This is a genomic window from Micromonospora fluostatini (assembly GCF_050410825.1).
Classification (GTDB): Bacteria; Actinomycetota; Actinomycetes; order Mycobacteriales; family Micromonosporaceae; genus Micromonospora; species Micromonospora rosaria.
This window is the reverse complement of sequence record NZ_CP191251.1, coordinates 4565769-4591230: the sequence shown is the minus strand read 5'-3', so window position 1 is coordinate 4591230 and position 25462 is coordinate 4565769. Positions and strand designations below refer to the sequence as shown.

Sequence of the window (25462 nt, the reverse complement as noted above, 5' to 3'; positions counted from 1 at the left end):
ATCAAGCACACCCCGTACCGGGGCGTGGGCCGCCGGGCTGCCGGACGGGCCGGTCCGAGGACCCCGGCGGCGGGTGACACCATTGCCGCCCCGAGTGGTGTCATGTGGTGTCAGATCGGCTTGTGGTGACACCACTGGGGTGCTAACTTGGTGTCATGGAACTCGACCGGTACGTCTCGGAACTCCAGACGCAGTTGGCGGCGGCGGCCGAGCACGGTGACACGGACACCAGGGCCGTCGCCGAGCAGCTCAACGCCGCCCTGGACGGCGCGGTGCGCCTGATGCTGCTGGGGGTGCTGAGCGACGTGGCCGGCGAGATCACCCGTCAGATCGCGCCCGGCTCGGTCGACGTCTTGTTGCGGGGACGTGATCCGCACCTGGTGGTGACCCGTCCCGAACCGGCGGGGGTGGACGCGACGGCTCCGGCCGCGCCCGAGGTCGCGCCGCCGGCCGAGCCGGTCGACGACACGGTCACCTCCCGGACCACGCTGCGGCTGCCGGACCGGCTCAAGTCCCGGGTCGAGCAGGCCGCGGCCGAGGAGGGGGTGTCGGTGAACTCGTGGTTCGTCCGCACGATCGCCGCCGCCCTGGAGCCGACCGCCCGCCGTGCCCCCCGGCGTGCCCCCGGGCAGGGAGACAGCTTCACCGGCTGGGCCCGCTAGTCCACGTCCGTACCCTCCGCGACCGCGCGGAGCCGAACAGAACGAGCACCTGTGTGGTCCCGTCGCCTGACGGGGCCGATCCGGCATGCCCATCTGGAGGTCAGCCATGCCCAGTTACGAGGTCTCCGGACCGATCGACCTGGAGGTCACCGTCGGCGTCGGCTTCGTCGAGGTCGTCGCCGCGGATCGCACCGACGCCGTCGTCGAGGTGGTGCCGAGCAGGCCCGGCCGCAGCGGCGACGAGTCGCTGGCCCGCGAGAGCACGGTCTCCTTCGACAACGGCCGGGTGCGGGTCACGGTCCCGCGTCGGCTCAGCCTGTTCAGCAAGGGCGACTCGGTCGACGTCCGGGGCGAGGTGCCGACCGGGTCGCGGGTCACGATCGAGACCGCGTACGGGTCGGTCCGGTCCCGGGGTGTGCTCGGGGACGCCCGCATCGTCGCAAAGTACGGCGGCGTCACCGCCGACACCATCGCCGACCTCGTCCTCGACGTGCCGTACGGCAGCACCGACATCGCCGAGGTGACCGGCCGGCTCGACGTCACCGCGGGACACGGTGTGGTGCGCGTCGCGGAGGTACGCGGCGAGGCCCGGCTGCGCGCCTCGCATGGCGCCGTGGAGTTGGGTACCACCGTCGGCGAGGTGCACGTCACCTCGTCCGGCGCGATCACCATCGACCGGGCCCTCGGCGACGTGACCGCGCGCAGCGCCCACGGCCCCATCCGCATCCGGGAGGTCGGCGGCGGCACGGTCCGGCTCGACAACGGCCACGCCGACATCGACGTCGGTGTCCCGGCCGGCACGGCGGCCTGGATCGACGCCAGCTCGGCGCACGGCCGGGTCCGCAACGAACTCACCCCCGACCCGGCCGCCGCCGTCAGCGAACGGGCCGTCGAACTGCACCTGCACAACAGCTCCGGCACCGTCCTCATCCGCCGTGTCGCCGCGCCCCGAAGGGAAGCATCGGAATGAACTCCCACCAGGTCCAGGGACCCGCCATCCGGGTACGGGGTCTGCGCAAGTCGTACGGCAGGCTGAACGTCCTGCGGGGCGTGGACTTCGACGTGGCCCGGGGCAGCATCTTCGCCCTGCTCGGCTCCAACGGGGCCGGCAAGACCACGACCGTGCGCATCCTGTCCACGCTGCTGCGGGCCGACGCGGGCACCGCCAGCGTGCACGGGTTCGACGTCGCCGCTCAGGCGGCGAAGGTCCGGGAGTCCCTCAGCCTCACCGGGCAGTTCGCCGCCGTCGACGAGATCCTCACCGGCCGCGAGAACCTCGTCCTCGTCGCCCGGCTGCGGCACCTCAAGAATTCGGGCCGGATCGCCGACGACCTGCTCGCCCGCTTCTCGCTGACGGAAGCGGCCGGGCGGAGGGTGGGCACCTACTCGGGGGGCATGCGCCGTCGCCTCGACATCGCCATGAGCCTGGTCGGGAACCCGCCGGTCGTCTTCCTCGACGAGCCGACGACCGGGCTCGACCCCCAGGGGCGCATCGAGGTATGGCAGTCGGTCCGGGAACTCGCCGGGCAGGGCACGACGGTGTTGCTCACCACGCAGTACCTCGACGAGGCCGAGCAGCTCGCCGACCGGATCGCCATCCTCCACTCCGGCCGCCTCATCGCGGACGGCACGCTCGCCGAACTCCGCCAGCTCCTCCCGCCGGCCACCGTCGAGTACGTCGAGAAGCAGCCCACCCTCGAGGACGTCTTCCTCGCCATCGTCGGCGCCACCGGGACGACCGGCCGGGCCGGCACGGACACGAAGGAACCCCGATGACCCGCCACTTCCTCGGCGACACCGCCGTCCTGACCCGGCGCTCCCTGCGGCACATCCTGCGCAGCCCGGACACCGTCGTCACCACCACGTTCATGCCGATCGCGTTCATGCTGTTGTTCGTCTACGTGTTCGGGGGCGCCATCGACTCGGGCACAGAGTCCTATGTCGACTACCTGCTGCCCGGCATCCTGCTCGTCACGATCGCCTCCGGCATCTCGTACACGGCGTTCCGGCTCTTCCTCGACATGAAGAGCGGCATCTTCGAGCGGTTCCAGTCCATGCCGATCGCCCGCTCCGCCGTCCTGTGGGCGCACGTGCTGACCTCGCTGGTGGCCAACCTCGTATCGGTCCTGGTCGTGGTCGGCGCCGCGCTGCTCATGGGCTTCCGCTCCTCGGCGGGCCTGGTCGCCTGGCTCGGGGTGGCCGGCATCCTGGCCCTGTTCACCCTCGCCCTGACCTGGATCGCCGTCATCCCCGGCCTCTCCGCGACGTCGGCGGACGGCGCGATCGCCTTCTCGTACCCGCTGATCTTCCTGCCCTTCGTCAGCTCCGCCTTCGTGCCGACCGCCACCATGCCCGGCCCCGTGCGCGCCTTCGCCGAGCACCAGCCGGTGACGCTGATCGTCGACGCGGTCCGCGACCTGCTGACCCGGCAGCCGGCCGGCACCGGCGTCTGGGTCGCCCTCGCCTGGTGCGTCGGCATCCTCGTCGTCGGTTACGCCTTCGCCATGGTGACCTTCCGCCGCACGGTCACCTGACCGGGGGCACAGCACCGCGCGGCGGCACGGGAGGAGTCCCGTACCGCCGCGCGGCCGTCGGTCAGAGCGCGCGGACCCGGATGTCCCGGAAGTCCATCACGTCACTGTTGCCGTGGTTCTGCAACCCGACGAACCCGCTGGTGAACTGGCGCAGGTCGGTCGGGGGGTCCCCGGCCCGGGAGGACTGCTTGCCCGGGACGTTGTCGAAGACGTTGAGGGTGACCCCGTTGCGGATGATCGTGTACTGCTGTCCGACCACCCGGATCTCGTAGTCGTTCCACTGACCCTTGGGGGTGGCCCCCGAACGGTCCAGGGTCAGCGGCTGGAAGTTGTAGACCGAGCCGGTCTTCTGGGTCTCACCGGTCGCTCCGTCGTAGAGCTGGATCTCGTGGCCGCACATGATCGCCACCCAGGCCTGCGAGGTGCGGGCCGAGCCGAGGGTCGAGCAACTGCCCTCGGGCCGGTCCTCCAGCGGCGTCCGCGGGTCCGGGAACCGGACGAAGACCCCGCTGTTGGCCCGGGTCGTGCCCGGCGAGGAGTCCCGGAACTTGAGCTTGATCGAGTAGTCGGCCAGCTCCTGACCGGCGTACCAGAGCATGCCCATGCCGCCGATGCTGCGGATGGTGCCGTCGGGGTTCAGCGCGAACGACCCACCGGGGGCCTGCCGCCAGTCCGCCAACGAGTACGCCGTGCCGTCGAAGATGGGCTGGTAACCGGGGACCCGGCCGATCGGGGAGGCGACCCCGGCGGCCCGCAGCGCGGTCACCTCCTCGTTGTTGATCACGCGGGTCTTGAGCAGGTGGTCCAGCGTCTCGTCCAGGTGGGCCAGGAAGGACCCCTGGTTCGGCCAGGCCCGCTCGTCGTCGATCAGGTCGTTGATCGTGCAGCCGCCGTTGGCCTGCCGGTTGGGCAGCCCGGTGTCGGTGTCGAGCAGCCAGACCGTGCTCCGGGTGTCCGGGGCGACGCAGCCGGTGCTGACCTCGATGGTGCTGGTGGCGGTCGTGCCGTCGGCGTACCTGACCTTCACCGTCGCCTGGTACGTGCCGTGGGTGCGGTACGTGTGGGTCGGGTGCGGCTGGGTCGAGCCCTTGGTGCCGTCACCGAAGTCCCACTCCCAGGCGATGCCGCCGACCTTCGCGCTGGAGAAGGAGACCGTCCGGTAGCTGCTGCTGGCGGTCACCTGCGCGGAGGCGTGACTCGGGCCCGGGGTGGGCTCGCCGCCGGTGTAGACGATCCGGATCAGCTTCTGGTTGCCGTGCAGGCTGAAGAAGCCGCCCGCGTAGTCGAGCATGTAGAGCGCGCCGTCCGGGCCGAACTTGGCGTCCATCCAGGACTGGAGCTGGGTGCCCCCGCTGCCGCCCGGGATGATCGCCCGCAGGTCCTCGGCGAACGCCGGTGCGCCCTGGTCGGGCACGTTGGCCGGGTCGACCGTGACCGCCACCCGGTTGTTCGAGTTCGACTGGTCACCGATGAACCACTTGTTGTCCCAGTGCGCCGGCCAGGCGACCCCGCTGTCGGTGTCGACCTTCGACCGGTGGTACGTCGGGCCGTCCATCACGGCCTGCCCGCCGCCGCGCAGCCACGGCCGGGTGAAGGTCTCCTCACCGAGCACGTACGAGGGGAGCCCGCTGCCTTCGGTCCGGGTCGGGTAGACCGGGCCACCGCCCTGCGGGGAGTACCAGATCATGCTGGGGCGGGACGGCGGGATGTCCACCAGACCGGTGTTGCGCGGCGAGGTGTTCTTGAGGTTGTCGCAGTCGTACCAGCCGGCCAGCACGCTGGCGTCGGTGTTGCTGCGGTCCCGGTAGGGCTGGTTGTTGCCCATGCAGTACGGCCAGCCCTGGTTACCGGCGGAGGTGATGATGGTGGCGTGCTCGTACTTCGCCGGGCCAAGCTCCGGGCTCGGCGCGGCGGCGTCCGGGCCGACCCAGGCCGCGGTCAGCCAGTTGTTGACCGGGTCCCAGTTCAGCCGGGAGATGTTCCGGACCCCCATCACGTAGATCTCGGGGAGGGTCTTGCCGCCGCCCTCCTCCTGCCCGGTGAAGAGGTTCCCCTCCGGGATCGTGTAGGTGCCGTCGTCCTCCGGGTGGATCCGCAGGATCTTGCCGTTGTAGTTGTTGGTGTTGCCGGAGGTGCGGCGGGCGTCCTGGAAGGAGATGCCCGCGTACTCCTGGGTCCAGTTGTTGCCGGAGTAGCCGCTGGAGCCGCCGGAGGAGTTGGCGTCCCCGCTGCCGATGTAGAGGTTGCCCTCGTTGTCGAAGGCCATCCCGCCACCGGCGTGGCAGCAACTGTGGATCTGGGTCTCCCAGCTCAGCAGGTCCTTGCGGGTGTCCTGGTCGATGCTGTCGGCCTGCTTGTCGTAGGTGAACCGGGAGACGGTCCGCTTGCCGACCCGCCGCTCCCGGTCGATGGACTCGTGCGGCATCCAGAACGCGTAGACCCAGCCGTTCTCGGCGAACTTCGGGTCGAGGGTGATGCCGATCAGGCCCTCCTCGTTCTTCACCAGCTCGCTGCCGCTGCCCCGGTTCCCCATCACCGGCAGGGTGGTGAGGAGCTTGACCTGCTTGGTCTCCGGGTCCCAGCGGTGGATCGTGCCGCAGCCGAGGCCCACGTGGGGGTTGTTCCAGTCGGCGATCGGGCCGGAGGGGCAGGCCGCCTTGCCGATGTAGAAGACCGAACCGTCACCGGCGATGGTCAGGCCGTGCGGCTCGCCGATCTGGTCGAGCTGCCCGGAGGCGTTGGCGGTGGTGAGCCGCTCGACCCGGTAGTTGGACGCGATGGTCGCCTGGCAGTCGCCCCGGACCGTGCCGGCGGTCCACTGGAGCGCGCCGAGCAGGTGGTTGCGGAACTGGGTGTCCGTGGTCCAGCTCTGCTCGGTGCGGCCCATCCCGGTGTAGAAGGACCGGCCGCCGTCGTAGTCACGGCACCAGGAGATCGGGTGGAAGGGCCCGTTGCCGGCGAGGCCGGCGTCGTAGCTGGTCTCGTCGACCTGGGCGATGGTGTGCACCCGGCCGACCGGGCTCGGGTCCCAGTTGATCCACTGGTCGGAGCGGGTCAAGGTCAGCGGCAGGCCCTCGGTGGCCGGGTGCTGCCGGTCGGTCACCTGGACCACCGCCTCCTGCACCTTCGTCTCGGGCGCCGGAGGGGCGTCGTCGCCGATCAGCCACAGCTCGGAGAGCTGGATCATCGTGTCGCCGCTGTTGGCGGTGACGTTCAGCCGGTAGTGCAGGTACGCCTGGTCGTTGTCGAAGGAGAACTGCCTGGTCTGGAAGCGCTGGGGGAAGCTCTGCCCGGTACGCCGGTCCAGGTCGGTCCAGGTCTGCCCGTCGTTGGAGCCCTGCAGGGTCCAGTCCCTCGGGTCCCGGCTCGGCGAGTCGTTGGCCGAGGAGAGGGCGTACCGGTTGACCACCTTCGGCTCGGCCAGCTTGCCGGCCAGCCAGCCGGTGGTGGTCCGGACCAGCCACTTGGTGCTGGTGGTGCCGTCGAAGGCGTGCGTGGCGGTCTCGTTCGGCGGGTTGTTGCCGTTGGCGGTCGCCTCCACCACCTTCTCGGCGGCCGGCAGGCTGGGCGCCGGCCGGGTGCCGATCAGGCCGGTGAACCACTCCGAGCCGGGCTGGGCGTAGGCCGCGTCGTGGACGCCGACGAAGCCGCCGCCGCCCTTGATGTACGCCTGGAACGCCGCCTCCTGGCTGTCGTCGAGCGTCACGCCGTTGGCGGAGAGGAAGACGACGCTGCGGTACTTCGCCAGGTTGTCGGCGGTGAAGACGCCCGGGTCGTCGGAGGAGTGGACGTAGAAGCCGTTCTCGCTACCGAGCTTCTTGATGATGTTGGTGGCCCGGTTCACCGGGTCGTCCTGGTCGGCGGCGGGGCCGTGGAAGACCAGGACGTTGACCACGCGGGCACCCCAGGTGGGGGGTGCCGCGCTGGCCGGCTCGGCCGTGGTCGGGTTCACGGCGAGCAGGCCGGCGGTCAGGACGGCGGCGGAGGTCACGGCGAGCGCGCGCCGGGACGACGAGGTCAGTCGGGCTAGTCGGAAATGGCGTTTTTGAGCCATTTCTGCTCCTTCTGTGGACGGGTGGGGGTGGTGGCAGGTCAGGAACCGACGGGCTGGTGCGCGGCGTGGTCGGCCGGCGCGGCGGCCCCGGCGGTGGTGCCGGCCGGCGCGGTCGCGGCACCGGAACCGCTGCCCGAGCCGGCGGCCGGGCCGTGCACGTGCGCGGGGCCGTGCCCGTTGTGCGGCGGCATCTGGCCGTTCTCGTCGAGGATGTGCAGGCTCGTCGCCATGCCCAGGTCGGAGTGGAACTGCATGTGGCAGTGCAGCATCCAGTGCCCCGGGCCGACCGCGTCGCCGGCGACGACCGTGAAGCCGAAGGAGTCACCGGGTCCGAGGGTCTTGTTGTCGATCACCGGGATCGAGTCGACCAGCGCCTTGTTGTCACCCACCACCAGGCCGGTGCGGGTGTCCGCCCAGGCGTGTCCGTGCAGGTGGAAGGTGTGCATGTCATTGCCGATGCCGACCACGATGAACTCCACCTTCTCGCCCACCTTGGCGACCAGGCAGGTCGGGCCGGGGACCGGGTTCACCGGGTCGCAGGTGTCGACCTCCGCGCCGCGCCGCAGGTTGATGGTCTGCCGGTCGCCGAAGAAGCTGACGTAGGTGCGGTCCGGCCGGGGGTCGCCCTGCCGGCGTACCACGAGCCCGCCGAAGAGCCCGGCGTTGAGGCCCTGGGTGCCGTGGGAGCCGCCGACCACGTGGTCGTGGTACCACCAGTACCCGGCGGTGCCCGGCGAACCGGTCTTGCTGTTGCGGGGCTTGGCGAACCAGGTGTACGTGCGGGACTGGCCCGGCGCGACGTACGAGCCGGGGTTGTGCACGGTGCCGTCCGACTTCTGGGTGTACTTGACCCCGTGCACGTGCAGCGACACCCCGAGCGGGTGGTTCGGGTCGGTCCGCAGCGCCGCCAGGGTCGCCTCCGGCACCTGGTTGTGCAGGGTGAGGGCCAGGCACTCACCCTCCATCATCTCCATCGTCGGCCCCGGGTACGACGCGGTCTCCGGGGTCAGCCCGTAGCCGAGCCGGATCTGGTTGGTCGACGGGTCCCGGGGCAGCTCCACCGCGTAGAGCTGGACGGTGCGGTCCGGCGCGACGCAGCCGTCCGGCTTCTCGGCGAAGTAGCCGGACTGCACCGCGAGCGCGGTGCCCGCGCTGCCCAGGGTGATCGTCGCCACGGCCAGCGCCAGCAGGGTCCGCAGGCCGGCGGTTCTGGGCGGTTTCTTGGGTTCGGGTCGACTGTCGGGAAGGTCGTCACGTTCCACGGTGGTTCCAATCGTTGCGGTCAGCCGTGGCCGGCGGCCTGCCGGCCACGGCTGACGGGTGGTGGGATGGCGGGGGCGGGCTACGGGGTCAGGGTCGCCGCCCTGATGTTGCGGAAGCTCACGATGTCGTCGGCCCCGTGCACCTGCAGGCCGATGTAGCCCTGGGTGTTCTGCCGGCCGGCGCCGCCCGGGTCGTCCGAGCGGGGCGGGTTGAAGACCGTTCCGGGGTCGTTGACGAACTCGTTGATCAGCACGCCGTTGCGGAAGATCGAGTAGTGCTGCCCGACCACCCGGATCTCGTAGTCGTTCCAGGTGCCCTTCGGCGTGACACCGGCCCCGTCGAGGTTGATCTGGTCGAAGCCGTAGACCGAGCCGGTCTTGTACTGGTCACCGTCGGTGCGGTCGAGGATCTGGATCTCGTGGCCGTACTTGATCGCCACCCACTCGGGCCGGGACTCCTGGGGGTGCTGGTGCACCCCGGGGAACCGGACGAAGACGCCGCTGTTGGCCCGGCCGTCGCCGGGGGCGTCGTCGCGCCACTGCAACTTCAGCGAGAAGTCGCCGTAGGTCCGGATCGGGAACCAGAGCATGCCCAGGCCGGCGACCGGCTTGCTGGTGATCGACCCGTCGGCGTTGCGGGTGAAGCCGCCCGCCCCGACGTGCTCCCACTGGTCGAACGACGCGCCCGAACGGCTCAGCAGCGACCGGTAGCCGGTCTGCTCGTCGGACTTGCCGACGTTGGAGGCGCGCGCCGAGTCGATCAAAGCCTGGCGCTCGTCCCGGTTGATCACCCCGAGGTGCATCAGGTGCCCGACGGTCGCCCGGACGTGGGTCATGAACTCGTTGTGGTTGAGCCAGATGCGCTCGCTCTGCATCAGGTTGTTGATCGTGCAGCCGCTACCCACCGGCCGGTTGGGCAGGCCGCTGTTCGTCGTGCCGAACCAGACCGTCGGCCGGGTGTCCAGCACCGGGCAGTCCGGGTTCGAGCTGCCCATGAACACGGTGAAGGTGAGCGACCCGGCCGTCGAGGTGTTGCCGGCGTTGTCGGTGGCCCGGTAGCTGACGGTGTGCTGGCCCGGCCGGTTCACCGCGAACGGGCTGGTGTAGGTGGTGAAGGGCTGGCTGTCGAGCGAGTACTCGATGGTGGCCACGCCGGACTCGGTGTCCGCGGCGGTGATGGTGACGGTGGCCGCACCGACGTACGCGCCGTCACCGTCCCGCTCGCCACTGAGGCTCGCGCTCACCGTGGGGGCCGTGGTGTCCGGGTCGGGGGGCGCCACCACGGTGAAGTCCACCGTCCGCGCCGCCGAGGTGTTGCCGGCGACGTCGGTGGCCCGGTAGGTGACGGTGTACTCACCCGGCTCGCTGATGGTCAGCGGACCCGTGTAGGCCGCGTACGACTCGCCGTCGAGCGAGTACTCGATGCTCTCCACACCGGACTCGGCGTCGCTGGCGGTCAGGGTGACCGTGGCCGCGCCGACGTACGCCCCGGAGCTGTTCTGCTGACCGGCGAGGGCGGCGTTCACCGTCGGCGGGGTGGTGTCCTCCTCGTCGTCGCCGGTGACCACCAGCAGACCGGCCATCAGGCCGTGCCCGGGGATCGCGCAGAAGTAGCGGTACGTGCCGGGGGTGAGGACGACGTCCACCGTCCACCGGCCGCCGTTGGCGTCGAAGGGGTCGGCCAGGATGTTGACGTCGACGTCCTGGTTGTACCTCGGGTCACCGGTCTCGAAGGTCAGCGTGTGCTGCATGCCGCTGGTGTTGCCGGTCGCGGCGCTGTTCTCGAAGACCAGCGTCGCCGGTCCGGCCACCGCCGTGGTGGGCGCGGTCGTGTAGGTGGTGACGTCGTTGCCCGCCGTCCAGGTGAGCACCTGTTCCTGCTGCTGCTGTTTCTCGGTGCTCTCCCGGGCGCCCACCGGTACGGCGTTCAGCGCGGAGGTGACCAGCAGGGTGGCCACCAGGGTGAGCGCGGCGAGCGGACGCCGGAACCGGGTGGTGGGCGGTGTCGGGGGACGGGGCTGGCGGCGTCTGGTGCCGTGCCCGAGCGAGCGGAATGGCATGTCCGGCATACCTTTCATCAAGGTCCTTGTCAGACTTTTTCGGGCATGCCAATGGCTGGTTCCACCGGCATGCCGGATGGCGGAAAGGGTGATGGGCGCGCGGCAGCCCGGCCTGACCCACACCTCAGGCGACCGGGTGGCGACGATGGCCACGCGGCACCGGAAGGTGAGCCGGCTCGCTGAGGCGAAACCGAACGGTGTGAGGCGAGGTGGTGGTGTGAGGCGAGGGTGGTGGTGTGAGGCGGAGACGGTTGGCGGTGGCGGGCGGAGGCCGGGGGCGGCTCACCGCACCGCAGGGCGGGCTGAGTCGGGTGGTCCGGGGGCATGGCGCGTGCCGTCGCGCCGGATCGAAAACGACTGTCGTGGCTCCGAAGCGGGGTTACCACGCCGTCGGAGCGACCGTGGCCGTAGGCGTGAGGCTCGCCCCGTTGCCACGTCCCGTGAGATAACCGCGCCGCCGGTTACCTCTGTGAAACAACTGTGTGCCGTGACCCTAACGGACTTGCCATCGAGCTGTCCATATCTTTCGACGCAGCAGGCGAGACTTTTATCCAGGAGAACGAAAGTGGCGGGTTCCGGCCACTGAGGTCTTGTGGCAGGACTGTCCGCTACGCCCGCTACGGGGGGTGCTACGCCTGCTCAGGCCGGCACGACCGCGAAGGCGCGGACCGGGAAGGTGCCCATGCCGGCGACCATCGGCGGGGCGGCGGTGAACCGGAAACCCTCCGGAGGAAGCGCCGCCAGCCCCGTCAGGTGCTCCACGATGGGCACTCCCGCCGCCAGCAGTGTGCTGTGCGCGGGACGGGTGCCGGGCGCGGCCGGCTGCATGTCGTCGATGTTGACCGAGTCGATCCCGACCAGTACGGCCCCCGCCTCGACCAGCCACCGGGCCCCCTCCCCCGTCAGGTGCGGCGCCTCCGGCGCGGAGTACCCCTCGGTGCCGAAGTGGACGTCCCAGCCGGTGTGCAGCAGCACCGCCCGACCGGCCACCTCGTAGGGGGCGAGCATCAACCGGTCGACCGCCCGGGTGCCGGCGGGCACCCGCACCACCACCCCGGGCAGGTCGGCGAGCCGTTCCAGCCCGACACCCGACAGGTCCGACCCGTCGGCGTACCGGTGCGACGGGGTGTCCAGATAGGTGCCGGTGTTGGCGATCATGTTGATCCGTCCGACGTGGAACTCCGTGCCGGGCGCGTACCGGCTGCGCGAGTCCTCCCTGGACAGCCAGTCGGTGATCCGGGGCGCCGGCCAGTCCAGCAGGGTGGTCATCCCGTCCCGGACGACGTGACTCAGCTCCACGTACCGCCGGCCCGTCCCGCTGGCGGGGGCGACGCCCCGGCCGCCCTTGTGCGCCTCGGCGAGGACGGTCGCGTTGGTGATCCGTACCTCGGTCACCATCAGCAGCCCGAGGTGCCGGACGAAGAGTGCGGCCAGCTCGGCGTCGTCGATCTCCGGCCCGGGGATGTCCAGCCGGAAGCCCTCGGTCCGCAGCCCGCCCCCGTTGGCGAAGGAGACCTCCGCGTCGAACCGCGCCCGCCACTGCTCCACGGCCCCGTGGCCCTGCACCCGCTCTTCAGTCACCGTGGCATCGTCACCCACCACCCCACCCCCGTCCACCCCTGCCCCGTGCGTCCCCGCGCGTCCCCGCTCTTCGCGCGATCTTGCAGTTACGGCCCCAGAGATGGGTTCTATGCGGCTTTTGTCGGGTCGGTAACTGCAAGATCACGGCAGTGGGCGAGGGTGGGATGAGGCGACGTCGGGTTTGCCTGGTTACGGGGTTTTTCGGGCGCGGACGAAGACGCCGGCTCCCGGGGCGCCGTCGACCAGGTCCCGGGCCTTGAGCCAGTCGATCGCCGAGCGGACCACCTGCCGGGACACGTCGAACTCCGCGCACAGTTCGGTGCCGGAGGGCAGCTTGGCGCCCGGCGGGTACACCCCGGACTCGATCCGGTCGGTCAGCGTGTCGATGAGGCGTTGCTTCTTGGTGTAGGCAGGCATGGGCTCGGGTTCGGGTCCGCTAGGGGGTCCGTCACTGCTCGGCTGGCCGGCGTACGTAGACGCCTTCGCCCTGCCGGCCCTCGATGAGTCCCTCGGCCTTCAGGATGAGGAGCGCGGTTCGGACCGACCCGTAGGAGACCGCGTACTGCGCGATCAGGCCCTGGGTGGTGGGAAGTTGGTCGCCAGGCTTGAGTGTGCCGGCCTGGATCTGTTCGCGGATCGCCGATGCGACCTGCTCGTATTTGGGCTTGTTCATGTGCTCTCCCTGGCTCGCAGGGCCAAGTAGATCACCGCAGATCGACAGCGTCTATAAGGTCGACAGTGTCGACAATGTCGACACGAAGAGTTACGCTGTGCTCGCTCACCCTGGCTCGCACCCGGCTGAGCACGTGACAATGAGCGGCCCGGGGTGGAGGTGGAGCTCCACTCCCGGGCCTTGACCGGGAAGGAGCCCGGCCCGTGCGTAACCTACCGAACCCTGCCCACCCGCCCTGGTGTCTGCGGGGATCCGACTGCGCCGGACGCGGCGATCTGCACCTGTCCCGCCTGGTCACGGCAGCGACCGGGAACGAGGTGATCCAGCTCCGGATGGGTCTGTGGCGGATGGAGATCGGCGACTGTCCGCCCTCCGGTCTGCTGCTCGAACTGTCCGCCGGGGCCGAGGCCGAACGCTGGCCGATCGGCCTGGAGCAGTCCCGGGCCATGGTCCACCTGTCCCGTCGACTGGTCCGCGACCTGACCCTCACCGCGCGACGAGCTGCCTGAGCGGGGTGGGTGGTCCCGGTAAGGGTGGTGGTCAGGTGATGGGGCAGCGGCCGGCGCTGTAGTGGGCGACGGCGGCCATGATCTCGGCCTCCGGCTTGTCGGCGAAGTTGAGGGTGGCCACCAGGCCGGAGCCGTAGAAGGCGCTGAGCAGGCCGCTGTCCAGCGCGGTGAAGACGCCCAGGTTCTGCACCATCCGGGGATCGTGGGGCTGGACGACCAGCATCTTCTCCAGGCTCCACCGGCGGCGGGAGATCCGCGCGACGGCCTCCCACGGCAGCCAGACCGCCTGGCCCCGGGTCGGTCGGCTGCGGATCCACACCCCGGCCGGGCTGAGCGCCAGGATCGGGCCGCCGGAGGCGATCAGCCAGAGCTGGAAGCCCAGCGGCAGGCCGACCAGGAGCAACAGGCAGCCGAGCATGCCGAGCACGGGGAGGACGGGACTGCCGTCACTGCCCTGCGTGATGCCGAGGCCGGCGCAGCAGACGATCGGGGTGAGCAGCGCCAGCATGACGCCGCCCATGATCCCGCCCCGTTTCGCGACACTGGGACGGACCACGAACGGCTGGTCCTCCGGGATCCGCTTGGTCACCGGTGTCGCCGGGGGCGGCGGGTAGGCCGACGGCGGCGGTGCCCCGTACCCGGGCTGCGGCCGGCCGGGCTGACCCGGGTACCCGGGCTGCGGTGTGCCGTACTGGGGCGGGTGGCCGGGCTGCTGGTTGCCGTACGGGTGCTGCGGCGGCTGGCCGGGGGACGGGGGGCCGGGCGGGGGGTAGCTCACCGGAGATGCTCCAACTGCTGGTCGGACAGGGGATGATCAGGGTACGAGGCGCGCGTCACGGCGTGTTCGCACAGATCTCCGCAGCGGGGATACGCTGGCGGAGGTACCCCTGGTCCGTCGCGGACGCGGGGCCTTCGTCGTGTGCCGGGGCGGGTGGGACGCCCCCGGTCACCGGCACCCGTCCGCACCGAATCTCCTGGAAGAGGCTATGACGACGCTCGCCGGACTGCTCGCCGCCGCCCTCGGTGACCCGGCCCTGGCCCGGGTCCGTGACCTGGCCCGCTCCGGGGCGGCACAGGCCGACGGGCTCGACGTGACCGCACCCGCGGCGCTGCGCCCGTTCGCGGCGGCCGTCGTCGCCGCCGACGCCGCCTCGGGTGCGGCGAACGGGGCCGGTGCGGCCGGCGGGGCGGGTGGGGCCGGGCGGCCGGTGCTCGCGGTGACCGCGACCAGCCGGGAGGCCGACGACCTGGCCGCCGCGCTGGGGTGCCTGCTCCCCGCCGAGCAGGTGGCGGTCTTCCCGTCCTGGGAGACGCTGCCGCACGAGCGGCTCTCGCCGCGCTCGGACACGGTCGGCCGGCGGCTGGCCGTGCTGCGCCGGCTGGCCCACCCGGACGCCGCCGACGCGCGCGGCCGGACCGGCCCGCTGCGGGTGGTGGTGGCACCGGTGCGGTCGCTGCTGCAACCGCAGCTCAAGGGGCTCGGCGACCTGGTGCCGGTGCAGCTCGCCGCCGGGGCGGAGGCCGACCTGGAGGCGGTCGCCCGCCGGCTGACCGACCTGGCGTACGCCCGGGTCGACCTGGTCACCAAGCGGGGCGAGTTCGCGGTACGCGGCGGCATCCTGGACGTCTTCCCACCGACCGACGAGCACCCGTCCCGGGTCGAGTTCTGGGGCGACGAGGTGGAGGAGATCCGTACCTTCGCCGTCGCCGACCAGCGCACCATCGAGGCGGTACCGGGGCTGTGGGCCCCGCCCTGCCGGGAGCTGCTGCTCACCCCGGCGGTCCGGCAGCGCGCCGCCGACCTGGCGTCTCGGCACCCGGAGCTGGCCGAGATCTGCGACAAGCTGGCCGAGGGCATCCCGGTCGAGGGGATGGAGTCGCTGGCCCCGGCCCTGGTCGGCGCCGACTCGCTGGAGCTGCTGCTGGACACCATGCCGGCCGGTACCCACGTGCTGCTCTGCGACCCGGAGCGGATCCGGACCCGGGCGCACGACCTGGTCCGTACCTCGGACGAGTTCCTCCAGGCGAGCTGGGCCGCCGCCGCGGTCGGGGGCCAGGCCCCGGTGGACCTCGGCGCCGCCGCCTTCAAGACCCTGGCCGAGGTCCGCGCCACCGCCGCGACGCTGCGTCAGCCCTGGTGGACGTTGTCGCCGTTCGGGCTGGTCGACGGGGGGGCCGCCCCGGTCCGGCAGCCCTGGGAGGACGAGCCCGACGGCACCGACGTCACCCCGGACGACGCGATCGCCGTCGCCCTCGCCGCCCAGCCCGCCCCGCTCTACCACGGGGAGACGCCGCGCCTGGTCGACGACCTGAAGCGCTGGGCCGGCGAGGGCTGGTCGATCGCGCTGGTCTTCGAGGGGCACGGCCCCGCCCAGCGGGCCGTCGAGGTGCTCCGCGACGCCGGTCTCGGCGCCCGCCTGGTCGAGCGGGTGCCGGCCGCCCCGGCCCCCGGTGAGCTGCTGGTCACCTGCGGCTCGCTGCGCCAGGGCTTCGTCGACGAGGCGTCCCGGTTCGCGCTGCTCACCGCCGACGACATCACCGGCGGGCGGGGCACCTCGACCCGGGACATGCGCAAGATGCCCAGCCGGCGGCGCAACACCATCGACCCGCTGGAGCTGCGGGCCGGCGACTTCGTCGTGCACGAGCAGCACGGCATCGGGCGCTACGTCGAGCTGGTGCAGCGCACGGTCAACGGCGCGAGCCGGGAGTACCTGGTCATCGAGTACGCCGCCAGCAAGCGCGGGCAGCCCGGCGACCGGCTGTTCGTCCCCACCGACCAGCTCGACCAGCTCTCCCGGTACGTCGGCGGGGAGCAGCCGACGCTGCACAAGATGGGCGGCGCGGACTGGCAGAAGTCCAAGGCACGGGCCCGCAAGGCGGTCCGGGAGATCGCCGCCCAGCTCATCCAGCTCTACGCCGCCCGCAAGGCGTCCAAGGGGCACTCGTTCGCCCCGGACACCCCGTGGCAGCGGGAGCTGGAGGACGCCTTCCCCTGGCAGGAGACCCCCGACCAGCTCGCCGCGATCGAGGAGGTCAAGCGGGACATGGAGCAGACCGTCCCGATGGACCGGCTGATCTGCGGCGACGTCGGGTACGGCAAGACCGAGATCGCGGTCCGGGCGGCCTTCAAGGCGGTGCAGGACGGCAAGCAGGTGGCGGTGCTGGTGCCCACCACCCTGCTGGTGCAGCAGCACTACAACACCTTCGCCGAGCGGATGAGCCAGTTCCCGGTGACCGTCCGGCAGCTCTCCCGGTTCCAGACGCCGAAGGAGGCCGAACGGACCATGGAGATGGTCACCGACGGCACCGTGGACATCGTCATCGGCACCCACCGGCTGCTGGCGGCGGCGACCCGGTTCAAGTCCCTCGGCCTGGTGATCATCGACGAGGAGCAGCGCTTCGGCGTCGAGCACAAGGAGCACCTGAAGACCCTGCGCGCCTCCGTCGACGTGCTCGCCATGTCGGCCACCCCGATCCCCCGGACGCTGGAGATGGCGATCACCGGCATCCGGGAGATGTCCACCATCGCCACCCCGCCGGAGGAACGGCACCCCGTGCTGACCTCCGTGGGGGCGTACGACGAGCGGCAGGTGGCCGCCGCCGTGCACCGCGAACTGCTCCGCGACGGCCAGGTGTTCTACCTGCACAACCGGGTCGAGTCGATCGACCGGGCGGCCCGGCGGCTGCGGGAGCTGGTGCCCGAGGCCCGGGTCGCGGTGGCGCACGGCCAGATGGGCGAGGAGGCCCTGGAGAAGGTGATGGTCGGCTTCTGGGAGAAGGAGTTCGACGTCCTGGTCTGCACCACGATCGTGGAGTCCGGCATCGACATCCCCAACGCCAACACCCTGATCGTGGAGCGGGCCGACCTGCTCGGCCTGGCCCAGCTCCACCAGATCCGGGGCCGGGTCGGCCGGGGCCGGGAGCGGGCGTACGCGTACTTCCTGTACCCGCCGGAGAAGCCGCTCACCGAGCACGCCCACGAGCGGCTGGCCACCATCGCCCAGCACACCGAACTCGGCGCCGGCATGTACGTGGCGATGAAGGACCTGGAGATCCGGGGCGCCGGCAACCTGCTCGGCGGGGAGCAGTCCGGCCACATCGAGGGCGTCGGCTTCGACCTGTACGTCCGGATGGTCGGCGAGGCGGTGCAGGCGTTCAAGGGCGAGCGCCCCGAGGAGGAGGTCGATGTCAAGATCGACCTTCCGGTCGACGCGCACCTGCCGCACGACTACGTCGGGGTGGAACGGCTGCGCCTGGAGATGTACCGCAAGCTCGCCGAGGCCCGCGACGACGACCGGCTGCGCGAGGTGGTCGCCGAGATGACCGACCGGTACGGCGAGCCGCCCGCCCCGGTGCAGAACCTGGTCGCGGTGGCCCGGTTCCGGCTGCTGGCCCGCCGGTACGGCCTCACCGACGTCAGCATGCAGGGCAAGAACCTGCGGTTCAGCCCACTGCCGCTGCCCGACTCGAAGCAGTTGCGGCTCAAGCGGTACCACCCGGACTCGGTCTACAAGCAGGCCACCGACCAGGTCAGCGTGCCGCGCCCGAGCACCCGCCGGATCGGCGGGGAGCCGCTGCGTGACCAGGCCCTGCTGGAGTGGTGCGGCCAACTCCTCTCCGATGTGCTCGGCGCCCCCACCCCGGCCGGGGCCCGGACATGACCCCCTGGCTGGGAAAGGACCCCTTCCGGGATGTGAGAGAGTGATGCGCATGCGTGTTCGTCGTCTCATCGCCGCTGCCAGCGTCGCGGCCATCGGTGTCCTGTCCGTCGCCGGGTGCGGCAATGCCTCGCCGGACGTCGCCGCGTACGTCGGTGACACCCGGTACTCCATCGACCGGGTGGACGAGGTCTTCGACGACGCCCAGGCCAAGTACAGCGCGGTGATCCGCCAGCAGGGCGAGGAGACCGGGGTGACCCCGGCGCCCGAGCTGCTCCGGGCGGACGTCACCCGGCAGGACGTCATCGACCTGCTGGTCAGCATCGAGCTGGGCAAGCGGGTGGCCGAGGCACAGAACGTGCAGGTGGCCAACGAGATCACCCCGGACCAGCTCGCGGCGCAGCTCCGGATGCCGCCGACCGCCGAGTACGCCCGGCTGTGGAGCGAGTGGCTGAACATCTCCGGCTCGCTCAGCGCCGCGCTGCCCCCGGCCGAGCTGAGCGACGCCTCGGTGATGGCGGTGTACAAGGCGATCGAGAAGACCGGCGCGATCCAGGCCGGGCTGTCGGTGGCCGAGGTGCGTCAGGCCTTCGGCCAGGGCGCCTTCGTCCGCCAGGCCTCCGCGCTCAGCGCCGCCCTCACCGAGGAGGCCGAGCGGGCCGGCACGACGATCAACCCGCGTTACCGCCCGGTCGGCGTCCCGTCGGTGGTCAGCACCGGCCAGTCGCTGGTCTTCTACTCGCTGCCGTACATCGACCGGTCCGGCCCGGTGACCGACATCTCCAGCCCCAAGCCGGCCGCCGAGGAGCACACCCCCGACGACGGCCACGGGCACTGAGGGTGACCCGACGGATCGTCCTGCTGGTCACCTCGCCCCGGCTCCCGGCCGGTCTGCTGACCGCGTCCGCCTGGGACGTGGTACGCGGCAACCCGGTGCTGACCGGCGCGGAGAGCGCGCTGGCCACGGCCGTGCGCGCGGCGGGCGGCGAGGTCACCGTGGTCGAGGCCGGGGCGACCCGGGCGCTGCTCGACGCGGTGACCGCGCACGGCACGGTGGTCTGGCTGGCCGGCCCGGCCGGGGACGAGTCCCTGGCCCGGGAGCTGGGCCTGCGGCTGGCCCGGGAGCCCGGCCTGGCCGAGCTGGAGCTGATGTACGGCTCCTGGGACCCGCCGGGGGCCCGGCTGCTCGACGCGGTCGAGGTGATGGACCGGCTCGCCTCGCCCGGCGGTGACCCGTGGAAGCGGGCGCAGACCCACCGCAGCCTCGCCGGGTTCCTGCTGGAGGAGTGCTACGAGGCGTACGACGCGATCAGCGCCGACGACACCGACGCGCTCCGCGAGGAACTGGGCGACGTGCTGCTCCAGGTGCTGCTGCACGCCCGCCTCGCCGAGGATCTGCCCGAGGGCGCCCGGTGGAGCGTGGACGACGTCGCCGGCACTCTGGTCGACAAGATGGTCCGGCGCAACCCGCACGTCTTCTCCGGGGCCGAGGCCGGCACCCTGGAGGAGATCGAGGCGAGCTGGGAGAAGATCAAACAGGCGGAGAAGTCCCGCGCCTCGGTGCTGGACGGCATCGCCCTGAGCCAGCCCGCCCTGGCCCTGGCCGCGAAGATCCTGGACCGGGCCGGCCGGGTCGGCCTGGCCGTGCCGCCGCCACCGGCGGACGCGGGGACCGGGCCGGAGGCCCGCCTCGGCGCCGACCTGCTGGCCACGGTCGCCGCCGCCCGCGAGGCCGGCCTCGACCCCGAGGCCGCCCTGCGCCGCGCCACCCTGGCGCACGCCGACCGCGTCCGCGCCGCCGAGCGGAGCGCCTGAGCCGTCCGAGGGGTCCGCGTCCGGCGCTCCCGCCCCGGGAACCGGCGCGAACCCCTCGACCGGCGGAGCGCCGGGCCGGGGCACGGGCGGCACGGGGCGGTAGGGTGCCGGGACATGGAGTCGTTCGTGCCCCTCGCGGAACGGATCGTCGACGCGCTGCTGGAGAGCCGGCCCGGCCTCGCCGCGTTGGCCGGTGACCACCGGTACGACGACCGGCTGCCGGACCTCGGCGTCGACGCGGTCGCCGCCGACCGGGCGATGCTCACCGACGCCTCCCACGCGCTCTCCGAACTGGACCCGGACGCCCTCGACATCACCGAGCAGGTCGACCACGCGCTGCTCACCGCCCTGGTCGACCGGGAGCTGTTCGAGTCCACCGAGATCCGGGCCCACGAGTGGGACCCGCTGGCGCACAACCCGGGGCCGCTCCTGCACGCCCTGCTCGCCCGCCCGTACGCGCCGGCCGAGGTGCGGCTGACCGCCCTCGCCGGCCGGCTGGCCGCCGTACCCGACGCCCTGGCGACCGCGCGGGCCACCCTGGGTGAGCTGCCCCGGATCCACGCCGAGACGGCGGTCGGGCAGTTCACCGGCGCGGCGGCGCTGATCCGCGACGAGGTGCCGGGGCTGCTCGCCGAGGCGCCCGCGCGGTACGACCGGGTCGAGCCCGCCGCCACCGCCGCGATCGCCGCGATCGAGGAGTTCGTGGCCTGGCTGCGGACCGGGCTGGCCGCCGACGCCGGCCCGGGGCGGGACCCCCGGCTGGGGCGGCGGCGCTGGGAGGCGCGGCTCTGGCACACCCTCGACACCGAGCTGGGCGCGGCGGAGATCCAACGCCGGGCGTGGGCGAACCTGGACCGGGTCACCGAGGAGATCCGCGCGGCGGCGGTGGAACTGGTCGGCGGCCCGGCCGACGACGAGACGGTCCGCCGGGCGCTGGACCTGCTCGCCGCCGAGCACCCCGACGACCACACCGTCGTCGAGCTGGCCTCGGTCACCATGGACGAGACGACCGACTTCGTCCGGGCCCACGACCTGGTCAGCCTGGTCGACGACCGGTGCGTGATCCAGGAGATGCCCGACTTCGCCCGGGGCGTCGCGGTGGCGTACTGCGACGCGCCCGGCCCGCTGGAGACGGCGGCGCTGCCCACCTTCTACTGCATCTCACCCACCCCGGCGGGGTGGCCGGCGAGCCGGGTCGAGTCGTTCTACCGCGAGTACAACAACCACATGATCCGCAATCTGACCGTGCACGAGGCGATGCCCGGCCACTTCCTCCAGCTCGCCCACGCCCGCCGGTACGCCGGCCCGACCCGGGTCCGCGCGGTCACCCGTTCCGGCGTCTTCGTCGAGGGCTGGGCGGTGCACGCCGAGGAGGTCATGGTCGAGCGCGGCTTCGGCGGCCTGCCGGTCCGGCTCCAGCAGTTGAAGATGCAGCTCCGGATGACCATCAACGCCCTGCTCGACCAGCTCGTGCACTGCGAGGGGCTGCCCGAGTCAGAGGCGATGGCGCTGATGACCGGGCGCGGCTTCCAGGAGCAGGGGGAGGCGGTCGGCAAGTGGCGTCGGTCGCTGCTCACCTCCACCCAGCTCTCCACCTACTTCGTCGGCTACACCGAGATGGCGGAGATCGCCCGGTCCCGCCCGGACGGGGTGTCGGTGCGGCAGTGGCACGACGAGATGCTGGCCCACGACTGCCCCCCACCCCGCCACCTCCGCACCCTGCTGGGCGTGTAAGGAGGGGCCCCCTCTTAACGCATTCGGTAGAGGAAGGGCCCCCTGTTAACACCCCGGCCCGGCGCGACGGGACCGCCGGCAGGGAGCGGCGGCAGGGAGCGGCGCGGGCGTCGGGGCGAGCGGGGGCGGGGCGTCAGGACCGGCGGGTGGCGCGGGCGACGGTGGCGTCGATCAGCCAGCGGGAGATCGAGTACGCCGGCGGCAGCGCCTCCGGCAGGGCGTCCAGCGGGAACCAGCGGGCCTCGACCAGCTCCCGGCCGTCCACGACCGGCTCGGCGGCGGGGTCGGTGACGGGGGCGGTGAACCCGGCGAGGGTCACGCCCGGCCCGGACATCGCCCACGGCTGGCTGCCGAAGTAGACCGGCTCGCCGACGTCCAGCCCGACCTCCTCGGCGACCTCCCGGCGTACCGCCGCCTCCAGCGACTCGCCGACCTCGACGTACCCGGCGACCAGGGCCCACACCCGGGTCGGCCCGTACGCGTGCCGGACCAGCAGCAGGTCGGCCACCGCCCCGGCCGTACCGGGTCGGGTGACCGCCGCCACGACGGCGGGGGAGAGCTGCATCGGCAGGTACCGGTCGCAGTCGGGGCAGCGGCGGGCCGCCTCCCCGGGTACGTCGGTCAGTTCGGTGCGGCAGGACCCGCAGTACCGGTGCGCCGCCCGCCAGGTGACAACCTGGAGGGCCCGCCCGGCGAGCGCGGCCAGCGGCTCGGGCACCTCGGCGGCGTACGCCCGCCAGTCGAGCCAGCGACCGGGGAGGCCCTCGGTGGACGCCACCGCCGCACCCCAGACCGGTACGCCGTCGAGGGTGCCCAGCGGCAGCCAGGCGGTGTCGGGGGCCAGTCCGGCCACCCGGGGGATCTCACCCGCCGGGCCGGTCAGGAACTCGCGGCCGGCCATCACCACGGCCGGGTGCTCCGGCGCGGGTGAGCCGGGGCATCCGGCCCCCGGCACGAACCGCCCCGTCCCGAACCGGCCGCCGCCGGCACCCGTTCCGGCACCAGCCGCAGGGTCGGCCGCAGTGCCGGGTGCGGGGTCGGGACGGGGACCGGTCACGAATCCGCCGGGCGGCGGTCCACCACGCCGGCCCCGGCCGGCACCTCGAACGCGGCCTGGTCGACCGTGGTGGTGTACCGGGTCAGGGCCAGCTCGACGGTCGTGCCGTCCACCGCGCCGCTGAAGCTGCCGAGCACCCCGGCGCTGGTGACGCAGGCGCTGAACGGGTCGGGCACCTGGGAGACGGCCACGCAGGTGGCGTGGTGGCCGGCGAGGGTGGTGTCGCTCTGCTCGATGACCGCGGCCGGCTCCAGGGCGGCGGCGGTGAGCAGCCCGACCACGACCGGCGGGGTGACCAGGCCGCGTCGCTTGGCCTCGGTGAAGACCGCCACCGTCGGCTTGCCGGTGGCCGGGGGCGCGGCGACCGTGCAGACCGGCCGGCCCTCGGCGGTCTCGCACTCCGTGGTCGCCTCCTTGGTGACGGTGAGCTTCCCACCCGGGTACGTGTACGCGGAGCGGGCCGGCTTCTGCTCCTGGGCGATCGAGGCGGCCTCGCCCCCGGCGAGCCGGTACTCGGCCGTGTAGGTCAGTTCCATCGCCTGGTCCATCCGGGCGGCGACGTCGTTGACGAGGTCGGAGCGCCCGAGCGCCCGGCCGGCGTCGTCGAGTGTCTGGCAGCCGGTGACGGTGAGCAACGCGGTGACCGAGATGGCGAGCGCACGGAGAGTAGTCGTGGCGGCGGGCATGGCGCCCAGCCTTGTCGATCAGGTCCACCAGGCGCAAACTGGTTGCCCGGTTGGGCCACGAGAATTCGGGAATGTCCGTCCTCGCCGACGGGTACCGGGTGTCGCCGGAGCGTTCAGCGACGCCCGATACGCTGCGTTCACCAGCCCACCTCCGGCGCATACCCGGCGCGGCGGAACCGCGCCGGTACCACAGGAACGAGGAGCGACAGTGGCAACCATCGAAGCAATCGTCGCCCGGGAGATTCTCGACTCCCGTGGCAACCCGACTGTCGAGGTCGAGGTCGGGCTCGACGATGGCACGATCGCCCGCGCCGCGGTGCCGTCCGGCGCCTCCACGGGCGCCTTCGAGGCGGTCGAGCTGCGCGACGGTGACACCGACCGCTACCTGGGCAAGGGTGTCGAGAAGGCGGTCCAGAACATCGAGGACCGGATCGTCGACCAGCTCATCGGTTACGAGGCCAGCGAGCAGCGGCTGATCGACCAGCGGATGCTGGACATCGACGGCAGTGACAACAAGGGCGAGCTGGGCGCGAACGCCGTCCTGGGCGTCTCCCTGGCCGTGGCGAAGGCCGCCGCCAGCAGCGCCGACCTGAGCCTCTTCCGGTACCTGGGCGGGCCCAACGCCCACCTGCTGCCGGTGCCGATGATGAACATCCTCAACGGTGGGGCGCACGCCGACACGAACGTCGACGTGCAGGAGTTCATGATCGCTCCGATCGGCGCGCCGACCTTCCGGGAGGCGCTGCGCTCCGGCGCCGAGGTGTACCACGCGCTGAAGTCGGTGCTGAAGAAGAAGGGCCTCTCCACCGGACTCGGCGACGAGGGCGGTTTCGCCCCCGACCTGCCGACCAACGCGGCGGCGCTGGACCTGATCGCCGAGGCCGTCGAGAAGGCCGGCTACCGGGTCGGCACCGACATCGTCTTCGCCCTCGACGTGGCCGCCACGGAGTTCTTCGCCGACGGCACCTACACCTTCGAGGGCACGGCGAAGACCGCCGACGAGATGAGCGCGTACTACATGAAGCTCGCCGACGACTACCCGATCGTCTCGATCGAGGACCCGCTCGCCGAGGACGACTGGAGCGGCTGGCAGGGCCTGACCGCCTCGGTCGGCGCCCGGATCCAGGTCGTCGGCGACGACCTGTTCGTCACCAACCCGCAGCGGATCGCCCGGGGCGTCGCGGAGGGTGCCGCCAACGCCGTCCTGGTGAAGGTGAACCAGATCGGCTCGCTGACCGAGACGCTGGACGCGGTCGACCTGGCGCACCGGGCCGGGTTCAAGTGCATGATGAGCCACCGGTCCGGCGAGACCGAGGACACCACGATCGCCGACCTGGCGGTGGCCACCGGCTGCGGCCAGATCAAGACCGGCGCGCCGGCCCGCTCCGACCGGGTGGCCAAGTACAACCAGCTCCTGCGCATCGAGGAGGAGCTGGGCGACGCGGCGCGGTACGCCGGGGCGGGTGCCTTCCCGCGCTACCGTTCCGCCTGAGACGGCGAGGCTCCGGGGGAGGGGTGTGATGCAGCAGCGGCGCACACCGGGCGGCGCCCGTCCGGTCCGCCGGCCCACCGGCCGTCCGGGCGGAGCCCGGGGCGTCCGCGCGGAGTCGCGCGGACGCACGTCGGGCGCGGCCCGGGGTGCCGAGGGCGTACGCTCCGCGAGCCGGCCCGCCGCGGCCCGGCGCGCGGTGCCCGGCGGCGGCGTCAAGCGGCTCTCCGCACCCCACCCCCGGCGCATCACCGGGCGGGCCACCGTGCTCTTCGCGGTGCTGATCGCGCTCGCACTGGCCTACACCTACCCGGTGCGGGTGTACCTCGACCAGAAGGCCGACATCGAACGGATGGAGGCGGCCCAGGCCGCCCAGCGGGCCCTGATCGAGCAGCGCTCCATCGAGGCGGCCAAGTGGCAGGACCCCGCCTTCATCGAGAGCGAGGCCCGGCGCCGCTTCTACATGGTCTACCCCGGGGAGGTGCCGGTCATCGTGCTCAACGACCCGGCCGGCGCCGCCCGGGACGCCGGCGCGGCCAGCCGGCCCGCCCAGCCCGAGACCCCCGACCCGTGGTACGACACCCTCTGGTCGAGCATCCGGGCCGCCGACGCCGGGCACCCCGGCCGCTGACCGGGCCACGCCCGCACCGGGCGCGAGGACACCACCACCGACGAGAGATGGGCGCAG

20 protein-coding genes are annotated in these 25462 nt (G+C 72.3%); 11 read left to right on the top strand and 9 right to left on the bottom strand.

Annotated elements, in window-relative coordinates:
* The first annotated feature begins 155 nt into the window (after positions 1 to 155).
* The 4 genes from ACQUFX_RS20040 (at position 156) to ACQUFX_RS20025 (ending at position 3196) form a co-directional block, all read left to right on the top strand.
* Positions 156 to 662 (top strand): type II toxin-antitoxin system HicB family antitoxin, encoded by a 507-nt coding sequence (locus ACQUFX_RS20040; RefSeq protein WP_428961889.1) that lies wholly within the window; start codon positions 156 to 158, stop codon positions 660 to 662.
* A gap of 106 nt (positions 663 to 768) precedes the next feature.
* Complete coding sequence (locus ACQUFX_RS20035) at positions 769 to 1632, top strand: DUF4097 family beta strand repeat-containing protein (protein WP_428961888.1); 864 nt, start codon at positions 769 to 771, stop codon at positions 1630 to 1632.
* The gene (locus ACQUFX_RS20030) at positions 1629 to 2438 is read left to right on the top strand and encodes an ABC transporter ATP-binding protein (protein ID WP_428961887.1); all 810 of its coding nucleotides are present in this window, start codon (positions 1629 to 1631) and stop codon (positions 2436 to 2438) included. Before ACQUFX_RS20035 ends, ACQUFX_RS20030 begins: the two co-directional genes overlap by 4 nt.
* Positions 2435 to 3196: an ABC transporter permease gene (locus ACQUFX_RS20025; RefSeq protein ID WP_428961886.1), complete on the top strand. Its 762-nt coding sequence runs from the start codon at positions 2435 to 2437 to the stop codon at positions 3194 to 3196. The genes ACQUFX_RS20030 and ACQUFX_RS20025 overlap by 4 nt, the downstream gene beginning before the upstream one ends.
* A gap of 61 nt (positions 3197 to 3257) precedes the next feature.
* On the opposite strand, the gene ACQUFX_RS20020 is transcribed toward ACQUFX_RS20025, so the two are convergent.
* The 6 genes from ACQUFX_RS20020 to ACQUFX_RS19995 all read right to left on the bottom strand — a co-directional run bounded on the left by ACQUFX_RS20020 (position 3258) and on the right by ACQUFX_RS19995 (position 12826).
* On the bottom strand, positions 3258 to 7250 hold the full coding sequence (locus ACQUFX_RS20020) for a ThuA domain-containing protein (protein ID WP_428961885.1): 3993 nt from the start codon (positions 7248 to 7250) through the stop codon (positions 3258 to 3260).
* Between the two features lie 38 nt (positions 7251 to 7288).
* Entirely contained in the window at positions 7289 to 8512 is a 1224-nt protein-coding gene (locus tag ACQUFX_RS20015; protein WP_428961884.1) for a multicopper oxidase domain-containing protein, read from the bottom strand.
* Positions 8513 to 8592: 80 nt separating this feature from the next.
* The gene (locus tag ACQUFX_RS20010; RefSeq protein ID WP_428961883.1) at positions 8593 to 10581 is read right to left on the bottom strand and encodes an OmpL47-type beta-barrel domain-containing protein; all 1989 of its coding nucleotides are present in this window, start codon (positions 10579 to 10581) and stop codon (positions 8593 to 8595) included.
* 630 nt (positions 10582 to 11211) lie between these two features.
* Positions 11212 to 12153, bottom strand: coding sequence for a cyclase family protein (locus ACQUFX_RS20005; RefSeq protein ID WP_428961882.1), 942 nt, complete (start codon positions 12151 to 12153; stop codon positions 11212 to 11214).
* Positions 12154 to 12342: 189 nt separating this feature from the next.
* Positions 12343 to 12570, bottom strand: coding sequence for a winged helix-turn-helix domain-containing protein (locus ACQUFX_RS20000; protein ID WP_428961881.1), 228 nt, complete (start codon positions 12568 to 12570; stop codon positions 12343 to 12345).
* Positions 12571 to 12601: 31 nt separating this feature from the next.
* Entirely contained in the window at positions 12602 to 12826 is a 225-nt protein-coding gene (locus ACQUFX_RS19995) for a GntR family transcriptional regulator (protein ID WP_428961880.1), read from the bottom strand.
* 203 nt (positions 12827 to 13029) lie between these two features.
* Between ACQUFX_RS19995 and ACQUFX_RS19990 the strand changes: the two genes are divergently transcribed.
* Positions 13030 to 13335 carry a hypothetical protein gene (locus ACQUFX_RS19990; protein ID WP_428961879.1) on the top strand — a complete coding sequence of 102 codons (306 nt, stop codon included), beginning with the start codon at positions 13030 to 13032 and terminating at the stop codon, positions 13333 to 13335.
* A gap of 31 nt (positions 13336 to 13366) precedes the next feature.
* Here ACQUFX_RS19990 and ACQUFX_RS19985 read toward each other — a convergent pair whose 3' ends face one another.
* The gene (locus ACQUFX_RS19985; protein WP_428961878.1) at positions 13367 to 14113 is read right to left on the bottom strand and encodes a hypothetical protein; all 747 of its coding nucleotides are present in this window, start codon (positions 14111 to 14113) and stop codon (positions 13367 to 13369) included.
* A gap of 208 nt (positions 14114 to 14321) precedes the next feature.
* Here ACQUFX_RS19985 and mfd point away from each other — a divergent pair, with 208 nt between their 5' ends.
* The 4 genes from mfd to ACQUFX_RS19965 all read left to right on the top strand — a co-directional run bounded on the left by mfd (position 14322) and on the right by ACQUFX_RS19965 (position 21542).
* Positions 14322 to 17996 (top strand): transcription-repair coupling factor, encoded by a 3675-nt coding sequence (mfd, locus tag ACQUFX_RS19980; RefSeq protein ID WP_428961877.1) that lies wholly within the window; start codon positions 14322 to 14324, stop codon positions 17994 to 17996.
* A gap of 49 nt (positions 17997 to 18045) precedes the next feature.
* Positions 18046 to 18831: a hypothetical protein gene (locus ACQUFX_RS19975; protein WP_428961876.1), complete on the top strand. Its 786-nt coding sequence runs from the start codon at positions 18046 to 18048 to the stop codon at positions 18829 to 18831.
* Positions 18832 to 18833: 2 nt separating this feature from the next.
* On the top strand, positions 18834 to 19808 hold the full coding sequence (locus ACQUFX_RS19970; RefSeq protein ID WP_428961875.1) for a nucleoside triphosphate pyrophosphohydrolase: 975 nt from the start codon (positions 18834 to 18836) through the stop codon (positions 19806 to 19808).
* A gap of 114 nt (positions 19809 to 19922) precedes the next feature.
* On the top strand, positions 19923 to 21542 hold the full coding sequence (locus tag ACQUFX_RS19965; RefSeq protein ID WP_428961874.1) for a DUF885 domain-containing protein: 1620 nt from the start codon (positions 19923 to 19925) through the stop codon (positions 21540 to 21542).
* A gap of 133 nt (positions 21543 to 21675) precedes the next feature.
* On the opposite strand, the gene nudC is transcribed toward ACQUFX_RS19965, so the two are convergent.
* Positions 21676 to 22497: an NAD(+) diphosphatase gene (gene nudC / locus ACQUFX_RS19960; protein ID WP_428961873.1), complete on the bottom strand. Its 822-nt coding sequence runs from the start codon at positions 22495 to 22497 to the stop codon at positions 21676 to 21678.
* A gap of 98 nt (positions 22498 to 22595) precedes the next feature.
* Positions 22596 to 23285: a hypothetical protein gene (locus ACQUFX_RS19955; protein ID WP_428961872.1), complete on the bottom strand. Its 690-nt coding sequence runs from the start codon at positions 23283 to 23285 to the stop codon at positions 22596 to 22598.
* Positions 23286 to 23493: 208 nt separating this feature from the next.
* Between ACQUFX_RS19955 and eno the strand changes: the two genes are divergently transcribed.
* On the top strand, positions 23494 to 24777 hold the full coding sequence (eno, locus tag ACQUFX_RS19950) for a phosphopyruvate hydratase (RefSeq protein WP_428961871.1): 1284 nt from the start codon (positions 23494 to 23496) through the stop codon (positions 24775 to 24777).
* A 28-nt stretch (positions 24778 to 24805) separates the two neighbouring features.
* Entirely contained in the window at positions 24806 to 25405 is a 600-nt protein-coding gene (locus ACQUFX_RS19945) for an FtsB family cell division protein (protein ID WP_428961870.1), read from the top strand.
* Positions 25406 to 25462: the final 57 nt, after the last annotated feature.

Bases quoted from the DNA above. Each gene is read 5' to 3' on its own strand.
- ACQUFX_RS20000 (WP_428961881.1), bottom strand. From the start codon at position 12,570: ATGCCTGCCTACACCAAGAAGCAACGCCTCATCGACACGCTGACCGAC.
- ACQUFX_RS19955 (WP_428961872.1), bottom strand. From the start codon at position 23,285: ATGCCCGCCGCCACGACTACTCTCCGTGCGCTCGCCATCTCGGTCACC.
- ACQUFX_RS19975 (WP_428961876.1), top strand. From the start codon at position 18,046: ATGCGTGTTCGTCGTCTCATCGCCGCTGCCAGCGTCGCGGCCATCGGT.
- ACQUFX_RS20010 (WP_428961883.1), bottom strand. From the start codon at position 10,581: ATGCCGGACATGCCATTCCGCTCGCTCGGGCACGGCACCAGACGCCGC.
- ACQUFX_RS20020 (WP_428961885.1), bottom strand. From the start codon at position 7,250: ATGGCTCAAAAACGCCATTTCCGACTAGCCCGACTGACCTCGTCGTCC.
- ACQUFX_RS20040 (WP_428961889.1), top strand. From the start codon at position 156: ATGGAACTCGACCGGTACGTCTCGGAACTCCAGACGCAGTTGGCGGCG.
- ACQUFX_RS19945 (WP_428961870.1), top strand. From the start codon at position 24,806: ATGCAGCAGCGGCGCACACCGGGCGGCGCCCGTCCGGTCCGCCGGCCC.
- ACQUFX_RS19965 (WP_428961874.1), top strand. From the start codon at position 19,923: ATGGAGTCGTTCGTGCCCCTCGCGGAACGGATCGTCGACGCGCTGCTG.
- ACQUFX_RS20035 (WP_428961888.1), top strand. From the start codon at position 769: ATGCCCAGTTACGAGGTCTCCGGACCGATCGACCTGGAGGTCACCGTC.
- ACQUFX_RS19995 (WP_428961880.1), bottom strand. From the start codon at position 12,826: ATGAACAAGCCCAAATACGAGCAGGTCGCATCGGCGATCCGCGAACAG.
- mfd (WP_428961877.1), top strand. From the start codon at position 14,322: ATGACGACGCTCGCCGGACTGCTCGCCGCCGCCCTCGGTGACCCGGCC.
- ACQUFX_RS20025 (WP_428961886.1), top strand. From the start codon at position 2,435: ATGACCCGCCACTTCCTCGGCGACACCGCCGTCCTGACCCGGCGCTCC.
- ACQUFX_RS20030 (WP_428961887.1), top strand. From the start codon at position 1,629: ATGAACTCCCACCAGGTCCAGGGACCCGCCATCCGGGTACGGGGTCTG.